This is a genomic window from Hymenobacter sp. BT559 (assembly GCF_017571525.1).
GTDB lineage: Bacteria > Bacteroidota > Bacteroidia > Cytophagales > Hymenobacteraceae > Hymenobacter > Hymenobacter ginsengisoli.
Genome location: NZ_JAGETY010000013.1, coordinates 117133 through 130108, shown reverse-complemented (window position 1 = coordinate 130108; position 12976 = coordinate 117133). Strand labels below are relative to the sequence as shown.

Here is a 12976-nt window from a genome sequence, read left to right as displayed (position 1 = left end):
GCCAAATCAATCTTTTACCTACCGCGCGCCCCACCGCAGGCAGGGCCTGGGCTCTTTCGGTGCCTACCTCTGCCCTAGCCAGGCATTGGCTGCGCCCTCATCTACGAAGCGCGCGAACTGCACTGGGCTGCCGGGCGGGGCCGCAGTGGCGGCGGTGGGTAGGCTGGCCAGGTAGTCGGGCAGCACCAGAAAGCACACCCGCAGCGGCTGGCCCAGCGCCTGCTGCGCCTGAGGCAAAAACTGGGTAGTCACCCACTCGGGGCCGTTGAGGCGGCGGTTGGTTCGCCGGCGCGAGTCGATAAGCCAGCGGCCGCACTGGTAGTGCAGGGCCGCGCGGCGCAAGGCCGTGTAGCCATCGCGCAGCTCAGCCTCTGACACCGAGCGCAGCCAGCGGGCAGTAAGCTGGCCAAGGTCGGGCCGGTAGGCAATGTGTAAGGATTCAGTAGAAAATAAAGGTATCTCCATTACATAAGTGGAACCAGCAGCCTTATAAAGCCGGACGCCGACAGGCAGCCTACTGCCTAAATTTAGCGCAAAACCACACTAAACCTGCCACCTGCTACGCATGTCTTCGGAAAATACCTCCTACCGGGCAGCCGTTGCCAATAGTATCCCCGAGCGGCCCTACGGCCCCGGTGGCACCGAAACCCGCTATGGCACTAAGCATTTTGCGCCCGGCGCCAAGGTTTATATAATCGACTGGTACGCTGGCACGTGCGAACGCATCATCGTTGTATGCCAGCAGCGTAAATCCAAGCAGTTCATCACGCTGGTAATCGATGTAAAGCTGGCAGAAAATCTCCGGGCTACTCAATTCACCTCCAACTCCTCCCTTCTTTAACAGGATTCTACAAGGCATTCGTTTTTTATTAAAAGCTGACAAATAGCCTTTTGGTCAACCGGCCACCCAGGTATGCCCACCGATTTTCGTCTTTTTGGTATTCGCCACCACGGCCCCGGCAGCGCCGCCAGCCTCGTAGCCGCGCTCGATGCCTACCGGCCCGACATCGTACTGCTCGAATGCCCGGCCGATGGCGAGGCCGCGCTAGCCACCCTTGCCGACCCCGAGCTGCTGCCTCCGGTGGCGTTGCTACTATACAACCCCAAACAGCAGGGCCAGGCGTCGTTTCTGCCGTTCGCCGAGTTTTCGCCCGAGTGGCAGGCCGTGCGCTGGTGCCAGCGCACGGGCGCGCACGTGCGCTGCTTCGACCTGCCGCTAGGGCTGCGGCAGCCGAAGGAAGCGCTTTCAGTACCCTTGGAAGAACAAGCGAAAACCGAGCCTACAGATTCTTCGCCTGACAATGCCACGGCATCAGAAGCCTTTGACTCAGAAGCAGAAGCGACTGCCAACACTGGGGCTGGCCTTCTTATTCCTGATTCGCCGCTTGCGACGGACCCCGTGGCCTACCTGGCGGGGCTAGCCGGCTACACCGACCCCGAGCAGTGGTGGGAAACCTACCTCGAACACGCGCCTGGCAATGCCGACACGTTTGCCCTGGTGCTGGAGCTGATGACTGCCCTGCGGGAAGAGTCGCAGCGCCCCGAAACTGCCGAAACCCTGCTGCGCGAGGCCTACATGCGCGAAACCCTGCGCGCCACCCTGGCTCAGGGCTACGCGCGGGTGGCCGTGGTGTGCGGCGCCTGGCACGCGCCGGTGCTCACCAACCCCGATTTTCAAAAGAAAGAAGACAAGGCCCTGCTAAAAGGCCTGAAGAAAACGCCCATCGCCGCTACCTGGATACCCTGGACCTACGAGCGCCTGTCGGTGAGCTCGGGCTATGGGGCAGGCGTGCTCTCGCCGGCCTGGTACGAGCTGCTCTTTACCGAGCCGCGCGCCACGGTCGTGACGCAGTGGATGGTGCGCGCCGCCCGCCTGCTGCGCGGCCAGGACCTCGACGCCTCGTCGGCCCACGCCATCGAGGCCGTGCGCCTGGCCGATACGCTGGCCACCGTGCGCGGGCTAGCCCTGCCGGGCATCGCCGAGCTGCAAGAGGCGGCCGTGGCGCTGCTAGGCGGTGGCTACGCCGAAGGCTTAGCTGTGGTGCAAAAGGAGTTGGTAATCGGCGAAAAGCTGGGCGCCGTGCCGGCCGGCCAGCCCGCCACGCCCTTACAGCAAGACCTGGCTCAGCAGCAGAAAACGCTGCGCCTTAAGTCCGAGCCCGACCGCAAGCCGCTAGCCCTCGACCTGCGTCAGGAAACGCACTTGCTGCGCAGCCACCTGCTGCACCGCCTGCGCCTGCTCGACATCAGGTGGGGTAAGCCGCAGACCGTGGCGGGCGGCAAAGCCGGCACCTTTCACGAAGAATGGGAGCTGGCCTGGCCGCCCGAAATGACGCTGGCCGTGCTCGACGCCGGCCGCTGGGGCAATACCGTGCTGGCCGCCGCTGCCGCCCGTGCCACCGCCCGCGCCGCCGAGGCCCCCACCCTGGATGCCGTGAGCAGCCTGCTCGAAGAAGCCCTGCGCGCCGACCTCGGCCCGGCCATCGGGGCGCTGGTGGCCCGCCTCGAAACCCTGGCCGCCGACACCCGCGACGTGACGCACTTGCTCACCGCCCTGCCCCCGCTGGCTCAGGTGCTGCGCTACGGCAACGTGCGCCGCACCGACACCGCCCAGGTAGCCCAGGTGGTGCAGCAGCTAGTGCCGCGCCTGGCCATCGGCCTGCCCGCCGCCTGCACCGGGCTAGACCTCGATGCCGCCCGGCCCCTGCTCGAAAAGATAGAGGCTAGCCACGAGGCCATCCGGCTGCTGCAAGACGCTGGCCACGAAGCCGATTGGTACGCGGCACTGGCGGCCGTGCAGCACAGTGCCGCCAGCCAGGGCCTGCTGGCCGGGGCCGCCGCCCGCCTGCTCTTCAATGCCCGGCGGGCCGATGCCGAGGCCACGGCCACCACCCTGGGCCTGGCGCTAGCCTCCGCCCAGCCCACGGCCTACGCCACGGCCTGGATAGAGGGCTTTTTGCGCGGCTCGGGGTTGGTGCTCATCCATCACCGCGCCCTCTTCGACCTGCTCGATACCTGGCTGGGCAGCCTCACCGAAGACACTTTCCGCGAAACTGTGCCGCTGCTGCGTCGGGCTTTCGCCGAGTTTTCGCCGCCCGAGCGCCGGCAAATTATGGACCTTGCCGCGGCTGGCCCCACGGCGCCCCTAGCGGCGGCCGAGGCCTTGGATTTTGACTGGGAGCGCGGTGCCCGGGTGCTGCCGGTGCTGCGCATGCTGCTGGGCGCGCCGGCTGGGTAGTAGCGTGGACTTTCAGTCCGCGAGTAACAAATGCGCTCGTTCGCGGACTGAAAATCCGCGTTACTATCCCCATCTACTTACCTTACCGCATGTCCCCGACCTACCCTTTCAAAGTGGCGGCCGCCAAAGCCCCAGCCGATACTGCCCGCCAGTTCGTCATTCTGGCCGATTTAAGCGAGTTGGATGACTATTGCCACGTATTCGAAAACCACGGCTACGGCGGCAACGGCCCCAGCTGGCGCGAGCATATTGAAACCATTATCGAAGAATTTCAACCTGAGCTGCTTGACCACTTAGAATTCGACGAGGAAGGCGCCGCCTTTCTCGCCTACGCCGACAGCTTGGTTGCCGTGCGCCAGTTTATGGCTTTGGTGCTGCCGCAGTTCGGCGATTTAGGCAAACTGCACAAGTACCTCAGCCAGACCGACCCCGGCGATTTTTTCGCCTAGCATCGAACATGTATCAATTTCTTGCGCAGTTGAAATATTTTCTCGGTGGTCAAACTCGCATTCAGCCGCTCCCCATGCATCAACTAACTGAGCAGTTAAAGCTAGTCTCAATAACTGGCCGAATGGCTTATGCCATTACCTGCTTAGAAATAATAATCCGGGATGAAAAACTCAATGAAGTAGAGTTTCAGCCGCTACTTGATGCGCTTTGGGACTTCACGAGTAACCCTGATTTGAGTGATTGGGAAGAGCTTATTATGCCTTTCATACCCGATTCGGAAATTCCTGGTCAGAAATATGATTATAAACCTTACCAACACTTATCGCAGGAGTTGCTGGCCTGCATAGATGAGATAATTGAAGTTGGTCGGGGTAATCTGTATGCTGGGGTGAGAACCCACAGTCCCGCAACGCTCGAATCAACGCTGCAAGTGGTTCGCTATATGCTAGCGAATAATCACCCGTTGCCCTTGATTGAAAATTTCCAGCGTTCTCCCTTCACGCTACAAGACCAGCATGGGTGGGGGAAGCGGCTAAACCGCGATTTCTTCCAGTAAGCTATTACCCATGCCCGACAACCCCACTGCCGCCCGCTGGAAATTGGTGCTCGGCGCCGCGGCCGATGCTGAAAACGCGGTGGAGATGCCCGCCGACTACGGCGCCCTCGACCAGGTACTCACCGCCCTCTACGATGGCGAGCGCAAAGGCGGCCTTGGTGCCTCGGCCCCGCGCGTGAGCCGCTGGCTGGGCGACATCCGCCAGTATTTCCCTACGGAGGTAGTGGCGGTGATGCAGCAGGACGCCATGGACCGTCTGGGCCTCAACCAGTTGCTACTGGAGCCCGAAATCTTGCGCACCGTGCAGGCCGATGTGCACCTCGTGGCCACCCTGCTCTCGCTAGGCCGCGTAATGCCCGCCAAGGCTAAGGCCACCGCCCGCGAGGTAGTGGCCAAGGTGGTGCGCGAGCTGGAACAAAAGCTGGCCCAGCCGCTGCGCCAGGCGGTGCAGGGCGCGCTGAGCCGCGCCGTGCGCAACCCCCGCCCGCGCTACCACGAAATTAACTGGGGCGCAACTATCAAGGCCAATCTCAAGCACTACCAGGCCAGCCACCGCACGATTATTCCGGAGCGGCTGGTGGGCCACGGCCGGCGCGGGCAGGCCCTCAAGGAAATCGTGCTCTGCCTCGACCAAAGCGGCTCGATGGCCGCCTCGGTGGTATACGCGGGCGTGTTTGGGGCGGTGCTAGCCTCCTTGCGAGCCGTGAAAACGCACATGGTGGTCTTCGACACGGCGGTGGTAAACCTTACCGAAGAGTTGCGCGACCCGGTAGACCTACTCTTCGGCGTGCAGCTAGGGGGTGGCACCGATATCAACTTGGCGCTCAGCTACTGCCAGCAGCTCATTACGCGGCCCACCGATACGATTCTGGTGCTCGTGACCGACCTCTACGAAGGCGGTGATGCCCGCGAAATGCTCAAGCGGGCCGCCGCCCTCAAGGCTAGCGGCGTGAACCTGGTGGTGCTGCTAGCCCTCTCCGACGAGGGCGCCCCGAGCTTCGACCGCCGCCTGGCCGAGCAGCTGGCGGCGCTGGGAATCTCCAGCTTTGCCTGCTCCCCGGCTAAGTTTCCAGAGCTGATGGCAGCCGCCATTCAGGGCCAGAAATTAACTGAATAGCAACCAAACTCGCCTGTCTTTGCGAGCCTGCGAAGCAATCGCCCCAGAACGACCCTAGCCGAACGATTGGCGCGGGTATCATTCGGATGCGATTGCCACGCTGCGCTCGCAAGGACAAACGATTTTTAGCATCGCTAGCCTTGCCTAACTAGTCGCGCAACGGCTGGGCCCCGATGGGCATTTTAAACAAGTGCACCGGGAAGGCCACCGTTTCGACGCCCTTCTGGAAGCCGGCGGTGCGGTTCATCTGCGGCACCGGAATCCAGAGGTTGCCGCCGTGGTCTATCCAGAGCGCATCGGCCCAGATGAGGCGCGGGTCCTGCACCAGCACGCTGCTTTTGGCATCGGGCGTCACTTTCAGGATGCGCTTTTCGTTGGCGTCGGCCACGTAGAGGTTGCCGGCCGAGTCGATGGTGGTGCCGCCACAGGTGGGCGAGTTGAAGAAGTATTGCACCTGCTTGGCCAGGTCGGCTGAGGTGGTTTTGGGGTCGTCTAAGTATTTCGTTTCGACGCGGTACATAGGGCCGGCGGCGGTTTGGAAATAGTAGTACTGGCCATCGGGCGATACCTCCATCTGGTCGGCGTGCAGCTTCACGTCACTGCCGTCGGGCTTCACCATTTTCTTGCCCTCGCCCAGCATGGGGCGGCGGGCGGTGGTGGTACTATCATCGTCGAGCAGGCGGCGGCCCTGGCCGGTTTTCTGGTTGAGAATGATAAGGCCCGGCGCGCCGGCATCGGTCACGTAAATCATGTCGCCGTGAAAGCGCAGGTCGTCCACAAAGCTCTTGCGCTTCACCAGCTTATCGAGCCCTATCGTCTTCACCAGCTGGCCTTTGGCAATATCGAAGGCCAGCAGCTTGGGCCCGTCGGTGATGGGCGGTGCATCGCTTTTGGGTGTGCCGGTGTCGACAATCCACAGCAGGCCGTCGGGGCCGAAGCGCAGCGAGTTGGCGCGGACAAAGGCTTGCTTAGCAGGGTCGCCTTCTTTCTTCCAGGTATTCCAGGCGCGGGTGGGCCAGGGCGTCACCTTACCGTCCTTCAGCTCGCCGATGCGCGTGCCGGGGCTGCCCTCGTTGTGCGGAAACAACACGAACACCCGGTCGTTGTCACTCACGGCCACGCCGTTCCAGATGGTATCGGAGGTGGCCACCGACACAAGCTGCTTGGCGCTTTCGGAAGTGGGCACGGGCGGCGGAGTGGCTACGCTGGTCGATTTTTCGGTGCCGGGGCCGCCCGTGCAGGCGGCCAGCAGCGCCAGCCCGGCGGGCAGTACAAAGCGAATAAAATGCATGAGTTCAGGAGGAAAAGGATTGCGCTGCTTACGCGCCAACCTCGGCAGCAGGTTACTGTTTGCCGGGCCGGCGAGTCAGCCTCGGTCTGTAGGCAACGACCAAAGGAGCGTTTGAAGCTTCTTAACTCCCTCTTTTCCTGCAAAAAACAAAAAATAGTACGCAACGCCCTTGTTTTTTAAGCGCAATAACCGGTGGAGGGTAGCTGCCCTGGCTGGCTGCTCCGACTTGGTGCTTGCCACACCTTGGGCGGGCTGGTGGTGAAGTAAGCGCCCCGGCCGTGCGCCTTAACCGTTAAGGCGTTCAAAATATGGGACTTGCGAGCTTCCAAACAAGTTTTTTTGCCTGAGCAGGACCGCTACATTTGCCCGCTGCCGCTTGCTTTTGGGCCCTTGCCGGGGCTAGCAAACGGTGGCAGCTCTGGCCAGGGCACGATTGAGAATTCCGGGTTTTGCGCAGGTAGCCGCGAGGCTGCCGGGGTTAGCTGCGCGCAGCTGGCCGGGCCGGGTTCTGCATTTCATACCATTCCCACCCAACTCCTTTTCCATGAGAAAACCTTCACTCTTTGCCCTGCTAGGGCTGCTTTTACTGAGTATACTGCTGCCGCAGCGCAGCCAGGCCCAGGGCAACGGCAACCTGCCGTTCACGATTAACAACAACTCGACCACCGCCGACGCGGACCTCTACGTGGCCATCGTGGGCATCGACCCCAACAACAACCACGTGTGGGTGAACGCGGCCAACAGCCAGGTGCTGCCCATGAGCAGCAGCTACAACACCGTGACCGGCCCTACCATCAACGGCAATACCGGGCCGGGCGCCAACTCGAAGTATGCCGCCTGCTTTACCAAGCTCAGCAACATTCCGAATCACACCTTCAACCTGCCGTTTATTGCGGGCTGCCGGGTGTACATCTCGCGGGGGCAGCAGCTGTATTTCTATTTTTTCGGGGCTAGCGGCTCGCCCTCGGGCTACACGGCACCCAATCCGCAAAACTCGACCGACCCCAACACGGGCATCATCTACGAAACCATTGAGCTGACCAACAACTCGGGTGGCTTCTTTGGCAATACCACCCGCGTCGATGCCTTCAACTTCCCGATGGGCCTGGAGCTGACCGGCAATGGCTACTATAAGAAAACGGGCGAGCTGAAATCGGCCGCCGATATTGTGAGCGCTTACAAGGCCAACGTGCCCACCGAGTTTCAGGGCACGGTGAACAGCACGACCGGCGTAATCTCGTTTCCGAGCAAGACGCCCGATTTTCAGGATGGTACCAACGGCACCACGGCCGGCGCCTACGGCAACTACTTTAAGGGGTACCTCGACGCCATCTGGGCCAAGTACAAGAACGAGGACTTGATTTTCAATGCGGGCAATGCCGGCGTATTTAAGGGTCGCGTGGGGGCCGACAACCGCCTCGTGGTGGTAGGCCAGTCGGGCGCCTACAATGGCCGCACCGGCATCATCACCCGCGAGCCCACCACGCAGGAAGCCTTCGAGGGTAAGGGCGTGCTAGCCACCCGCAATAGCGACGGCGACTGCGACCTCGTGGTGCAGGCTCAGCTTACGGCGGCCGTTAACCGTCACGCCATCAGCGTGGCTAGCGCCGTGGCCGGGCAGCAGGATTTTTACAACGTGGCAGGCTTTTACCAGACGGCGCCCATGAACTACTATGCCCGCTTCTGGCACCTGCCCGGCATCAGCGTCGATAACCTGAGCTATGGCTTCGCCTACGACGACGTGGCCGACCAGTCGAGCACGCTCCAAACGCCGCAGCCCACCAAGGTGGTAGCTACCTGGGGCGGCTTCGTGGGGCAGTCTACCAGCCCAACGGGCACGGGCGTGGCCACGTTCTACAAGGACTGCAACTATGGGGGTACGGCCGTGGCCTTGCCCGTGGGCGACTACACCTTGAGCGCCTTGCAAGCCAAGGGCATCCTCAACGATGACATCTCCTCGCTGCAAATCAACAGCGGCTACCAGGTGGTGCTGTATGAGAACGATAACTACAGCGGCGGGGTGCTCACGCTCACGGCCAGCAACAGCTGCCTGGTAAACAACGTCCTGGGCACGGGCAACTGGAACGATAAAACCTCTTCGCTGCGCGTGCAGGCCCTTGCCTCGGCCTTCAGCAAGCAGCTCGAAGCCGAGGCGGCTAATGTCAACAACGGCATGGTACTCGAAACCTGCTCAGAAGGCGGTCAGGATATGGGCTATATCGACCCGGGTGACTACCTAGTGTGGAACAGTATTGCCATTCCTACTACTGGTACCTACCTCATCGAGTACCGGGTGGCCAGCGGGGCTAGCGGCGGCACTATCTCGTCGGACCTGAACGCGGGTGCCATTCAGCTGGGCAATACGACCGTTCCGGCCACCGGCGGCTGGCAAAACTGGACTACCGTATCGAATACCGTAACTATCAACGCGGGCACCTACAACTTCGGGGTGTATGCCCAGACGGGGGGCTACAACCTCAACTGGGTGCGCATTACCAAGCAGGGCACCGCCCGGATGGCTGCGCCCACCGCCGCGGCCGCTAGCCCCCAAAACGACGACCCGCTCGGCCTATACCCCAACCCTGTGGCCGACCAGCTGCGCTTGGCTACTGCGCCAGCGCTGGCCGGCAGCAGCTACCGCGTGCTGAACTCGGTGGGCCAGGCGGTGCGCACCGGCGCGCTGGGCACCAGCCTCGACGTGGCCGCGCTGCCCGCCGGCCTCTACCTGCTCGTTGTCACGACTCCTGACCAGCAGACGCTGAGTCGCCGCTTCACCAAGCAGTAGTATCGGGTGGTATTACTGCACCTTTCGAAAGGCTGCCCGGCGTCCGGGCAGCCTTTTTTCCTGGTGTTTGCTAAAAGATTTTAGCGCATCTTTGCCCACTCCTACCCAATTGCTTTTTCTTATGCATCGCCGCTCGTTTGTGCGGGGCGCGAGCCTGCTGGCCGCTAGCCCACTGCTGCCATTTTCGTCTTTAGAAGCCCTAGCGGCCCCGGTTTTTCCGGTGGTGCGGCCGGCGGCCGGCCAGCGGCACTTTCGCAGCAAGGCCGTGGAGGCAGCCATCACCGAGTTTCAGCGCCAGGTAAAGGACCCCGAGCTAGGGTGGCTGTTTAATAACTGCTTCCCGAACACCCTCGACACGACCGTGACACACAGCACGCGCGGCGGGCGGCCCGATACCTACGTCATTACGGGCGACATCGACGCCATGTGGCTGCGCGACTCGTCGGCCCAGGTGTGGCCCTACCTGGCGCTCGCCCCGCAGGATGCGGCCCTGCGCCAGCTCATCGCGGGCGTCATCAACCGGCAGACGCAGTGCATCTTGCAAGACCCCTACGCCAATGCGTTTTACGGCGACAAAACCAAGGTGGGCGAGTGGAAAACCGACCTCACCGACATGCAGCCCGGCGTGCACGAGCGGAAGTGGGAAATCGATTCGCTCTGCTACCCCATCCGGCTAGGGTACCACTACTGGAAAGCCACTGGCGACCAGCAGCCCTTCGATGCGCAGTGGCGCAAAGCTATTGACCTGATTGTAAAAACCTTCCGCGAGCAGCAGCGCAAGACTGGCCTGGGCCCCTACCACTTTCAGCGCGAAACCGCCAAGGCCACCGATACCCAGCCTATGGCCGGCTACGGCTACCCGGTGCGGCCCTGCGGGCTCATTGCCTCGGCTTTCCGGCCCAGCGATGATGCCACGGTGCTCCAGTTTCTGGTGCCCAGCAATTTCTTTGCCGTGGCTAGCCTGCGCCAGGCCGCGCTCATGCTCTACGACATTCACCACGAGCAGCAGGGCTACAACGACCTCATGGCCTTTGCCGACGAAGTGGCCGCGGCCCTGCGCCAGCACGCCCTGGTGGCGCACCCCGAGTTTGGCCAAGTGTATGCGTATGAAGTAGATGGCTACGGCGGCCGCCTGTTCATGGATGATGCCAACGTGCCCAGCCTGCTAGCCCTCCCCTACCTGGGCGCGCTGCCCCTCAACGACCCGATTTACCAGAACACCCGCAAGCTGGTGCTCTCGGCGGCCAACCCGTTCTTCTACAAAGGCGCCGCGGCCGAAGGCATCGGCGGGCCGCACGTGGGGGCCGACATGATTTGGCCCATCGCCATTACCATGCGCGGCCTCACCAGCACCGACGACGCCGAAATCCGCAGCTGCATTCAAACCCTGAAGGCCACCCACGCCGGCACGGGTTTCATGCACGAGTCATTTCATAAGGACGACGCTAAGAAATTCACCCGCAGCTGGTTTGCCTGGGCCAACACGCTGTTTGGCGAGTTTTTGTGGAAGGTGTACAAGGAAAAGCCAGCGCTGCTGGCCTAGCGCGATTGGGGCGTGGTGGCCAAAGCCGGGGCTAGCTTTGTGCCACCATGCCCGAATCCTCCCGTTTTCAGTTGCCGCCCGTGCCGGCCGTTTTGTTGGCCATTATTAGTGTGCAAGGTGGGGCCGCCATTGCCAAAGGGTTGTTTCCGGTGGTGGGCGCGGCGGGCACAGCCAGCCTGCGCATCGGCCTGTCGGCCCTGATGCTGCTGGTGGCCGTGCGGCCCCGGCTAGGGCAATTGCGTGCCGCGCAGTGGCGGGCCGTAGTGCCCTACGGCCTAGCGCTGGGGGCCATGAACTTCCTGTTTTACTGTGCCTTGGCCAGGGTGCCGCTGGGCCTGGGCGTGACGCTTGAGTTCGTGGGGCCGCTGGTGGTGGCGCTGGCCGGCTCGCGCCGCTGGCTCGATGTGCTGTGGGCGGTGCTGGCCGGAGCGGGCATCGCACTCATCGCGCCCTGGGGCGGCCACGGCATCGATGTGGTCGGGATGCTGTTTGCCCTGGCGGCGGGCGGCTGCTGGGCGGTATACATTGTGCTGGGCAGCCGCGTGGCCGAGGTATTGCCCGGCAACGAGGCCGTGGCGGTGGGCGTGCTCTTTGCCACGCTGGCGGTGCTGCCCTTCGGCCTGGCGGCCGGGCAATTAGTCCATCTCACCCCGCGCCTGTTAGGGCTGGGCGCGGCACTGGCCCTGCTGTCTAGCGCCTTACCCTTCACCCTCGAAATGCAGGCCCTTAAGCGTCTGCCCACCCGCACGTTCAGCATCCTGATGAGCCTGGAGCCGGCCGCGGCTGCGCTCTGCGGCTGGCTTTTCCTGCGCGAGCAGCTCACGCCCAGTCAGTGGCTGGCCGTGATGCTGGTAATGGCTGCCAGCGCGGGCGCTACGCTCACGGCGCGGCGGGCGCAGGCGGCGGTGGGCGGCGAGTAGCCGGGCTAGCCGGCCGCGGCTAGGCGCCCGGCCAGGTCCTCAATGTCGGCGCGACGGGCTAGCCCGGCCAGCCACTCGGCTGGGATGCCGGCTTCGCCATAGGCTAGCCCAGCCAGGCCGCCGGCTACCGCGCCGGTGGTATCGGTGTCGTCGCCGAGGTTCACGGCAGCCAGCACCGTGGCAGCGTAGGTATCGTGCCGCAGCAGGCACCACAGGGCCGCTTCGAGGGTGTGCACCACGTAGCCCGAAGAACTTATGTCAGCTTCGGGCTGGTCGGCTAGGCTGCCGTCCAGCACGGCGCCATACTTGGACCATTCGTAAAAAACCTGGCCTTTTGCCTGCTTTTGCAGCCAGTGGTTGGCTAGGGTCTGCATTTGCTCATAAGCACTGGCAGGAGCTAGCCCGGCCGCTAGGCCGCGGGCTACCAATAGATATAAAAAGCAGCCCAGTGTGGAGCGCGGGTGGCCATGCGTGACACTCGCCACAGCCTCGGTGAGCGCCCAGGCGGCATTTAGGTCGAGCGGTTCGGCCTGCCAGGTTTGGTGAAAAACCAATGGCAGAATTCGCATCAGCGCGCCATTGCCATTATCAAATTCCGAGCGCGGGCCGGCTTGGCTAGGGGCCACGCCGCGCTTGAGGTTTTGGATGGCGGCCCGGGTAGCGCCGCCCACATCAAACCTCTGGTTGTGCGCGGTCCAGTAGCCGTTGTCCAGCCAGTTGATGGCGCGCCGGCCAAAGTCGGCCAGGTCGGGCGCGGTGGCTAGCCCGCCGGGCCGGGCCAGGGTTTCGGCCAGGCAAAAGGTGAGCGAGGCATCGTCGGACCAGGTGCCAGCCGGCTGGTGGTGAGAGCCGTAAGCGCGCAGGCCGGTCACGGGGTCGCGGCGGCGCACCGCGCGGCTGATAAACTCAACGGGCACGCCCAGGGCGTCGGCCACGGCTAGGCCCAGCAGGGCGGCGCGGGTAGTAGCAGCAGTCATGATAAGAGGCAGATAAGCGGGTTGTGCCGACAAACCTGGGGGATTGGCCGGAAATAGGGTGCAAGAAGCGCATTTAGCGGCACTATTCGCAGCCTCGTC

At 63.0% G+C, this 12976-nt stretch carries 11 protein-coding genes; 8 read left to right on the top strand and 3 right to left on the bottom strand.

The features are described from left to right. Positions 1-63 precede the first annotated feature (63 nt). Positions 64-465, bottom strand: coding sequence for a hypothetical protein (locus J4D99_RS17130; protein ID WP_208132955.1), 402 nt, complete (start codon positions 463-465; stop codon positions 64-66). A gap of 100 nt (positions 466-565) precedes the next feature. Here J4D99_RS17130 and J4D99_RS17125 point away from each other — a divergent pair, with 100 nt between their 5' ends. From J4D99_RS17125 to J4D99_RS17105, 5 genes are all read left to right on the top strand, one after another. After that, on the top strand, positions 566-841 hold the full coding sequence (locus J4D99_RS17125) for a hypothetical protein (protein WP_208132954.1): 276 nt from the start codon (positions 566-568) through the stop codon (positions 839-841). 72 nt (positions 842-913) lie between these two features. After that, a complete protein-coding gene (locus J4D99_RS17120; RefSeq protein ID WP_208132953.1) occupies positions 914-3238 on the top strand; it encodes a DUF5682 family protein in 2325 nt (774 codons plus the stop codon). Positions 3239-3327: 89 nt separating this feature from the next. Beyond that, positions 3328-3687 (top strand): Imm51 family immunity protein, encoded by a 360-nt coding sequence (locus J4D99_RS17115; RefSeq protein ID WP_208132952.1) that lies wholly within the window; start codon positions 3328-3330, stop codon positions 3685-3687. 8 nt (positions 3688-3695) lie between these two features. Beyond that, on the top strand, positions 3696-4244 hold the full coding sequence (locus J4D99_RS17110; protein ID WP_208132951.1) for a hypothetical protein: 549 nt from the start codon (positions 3696-3698) through the stop codon (positions 4242-4244). Positions 4245-4254: 10 nt separating this feature from the next. Beyond that, positions 4255-5361, top strand: a complete 1107-nt coding sequence (locus J4D99_RS17105) for a VWA domain-containing protein (RefSeq protein ID WP_208132950.1) — start codon at positions 4255-4257, stop codon at positions 5359-5361. 148 nt (positions 5362-5509) lie between these two features. On the opposite strand, the gene J4D99_RS17100 is transcribed toward J4D99_RS17105, so the two are convergent. After that, positions 5510-6652 (bottom strand): L-dopachrome tautomerase-related protein, encoded by a 1143-nt coding sequence (locus tag J4D99_RS17100; RefSeq protein ID WP_208132949.1) that lies wholly within the window; start codon positions 6650-6652, stop codon positions 5510-5512. Between the two features lie 544 nt (positions 6653-7196). On the opposite strand from J4D99_RS17100, the gene J4D99_RS17095 reads away from it, so the two are divergent. From J4D99_RS17095 to J4D99_RS17085, 3 genes are all read left to right on the top strand, one after another. Beyond that, positions 7197-9437 (top strand): beta-1,3-glucanase family protein, encoded by a 2241-nt coding sequence (locus tag J4D99_RS17095; protein ID WP_208132948.1) that lies wholly within the window; start codon positions 7197-7199, stop codon positions 9435-9437. 121 nt (positions 9438-9558) lie between these two features. Next, entirely contained in the window at positions 9559-10980 is a 1422-nt protein-coding gene (locus J4D99_RS17090; RefSeq protein WP_208132947.1) for a glycoside hydrolase family 125 protein, read from the top strand. Between the two features lie 47 nt (positions 10981-11027). Further along, on the top strand, positions 11028-11900 hold the full coding sequence (locus J4D99_RS17085; RefSeq protein ID WP_208132946.1) for an EamA family transporter: 873 nt from the start codon (positions 11028-11030) through the stop codon (positions 11898-11900). 5 nt (positions 11901-11905) lie between these two features. Here J4D99_RS17085 and J4D99_RS17080 read toward each other — a convergent pair whose 3' ends face one another. Beyond that, positions 11906-12877: an ADP-ribosylglycohydrolase family protein gene (locus J4D99_RS17080; protein WP_208132945.1), complete on the bottom strand. Its 972-nt coding sequence runs from the start codon at positions 12875-12877 to the stop codon at positions 11906-11908. Between the last annotated feature and the right edge of the window lie 99 nt (positions 12878-12976).

What these genes read in the sequence shown, in the direction of transcription:
- J4D99_RS17130 (WP_208132955.1), bottom strand. Translation starts at nt 465, where the DNA reads ATGGAGATACCTTTATTTTCTACTGAATCCTTACACATTGCCTACCGG.
- J4D99_RS17125 (WP_208132954.1), top strand. Translation starts at nt 566, where the DNA reads ATGTCTTCGGAAAATACCTCCTACCGGGCAGCCGTTGCCAATAGTATC.
- J4D99_RS17120 (WP_208132953.1), top strand. Translation starts at nt 914, where the DNA reads ATGCCCACCGATTTTCGTCTTTTTGGTATTCGCCACCACGGCCCCGGC.
- J4D99_RS17115 (WP_208132952.1), top strand. Translation starts at nt 3,328, where the DNA reads ATGTCCCCGACCTACCCTTTCAAAGTGGCGGCCGCCAAAGCCCCAGCC.
- J4D99_RS17110 (WP_208132951.1), top strand. Translation starts at nt 3,696, where the DNA reads ATGTATCAATTTCTTGCGCAGTTGAAATATTTTCTCGGTGGTCAAACT.
- J4D99_RS17105 (WP_208132950.1), top strand. Translation starts at nt 4,255, where the DNA reads ATGCCCGACAACCCCACTGCCGCCCGCTGGAAATTGGTGCTCGGCGCC.
- J4D99_RS17100 (WP_208132949.1), bottom strand. Translation starts at nt 6,652, where the DNA reads ATGCATTTTATTCGCTTTGTACTGCCCGCCGGGCTGGCGCTGCTGGCC.
- J4D99_RS17095 (WP_208132948.1), top strand. Translation starts at nt 7,197, where the DNA reads ATGAGAAAACCTTCACTCTTTGCCCTGCTAGGGCTGCTTTTACTGAGT.
- J4D99_RS17090 (WP_208132947.1), top strand. Translation starts at nt 9,559, where the DNA reads ATGCATCGCCGCTCGTTTGTGCGGGGCGCGAGCCTGCTGGCCGCTAGC.
- J4D99_RS17085 (WP_208132946.1), top strand. Translation starts at nt 11,028, where the DNA reads ATGCCCGAATCCTCCCGTTTTCAGTTGCCGCCCGTGCCGGCCGTTTTG.
- J4D99_RS17080 (WP_208132945.1), bottom strand. Translation starts at nt 12,877, where the DNA reads ATGACTGCTGCTACTACCCGCGCCGCCCTGCTGGGCCTAGCCGTGGCC.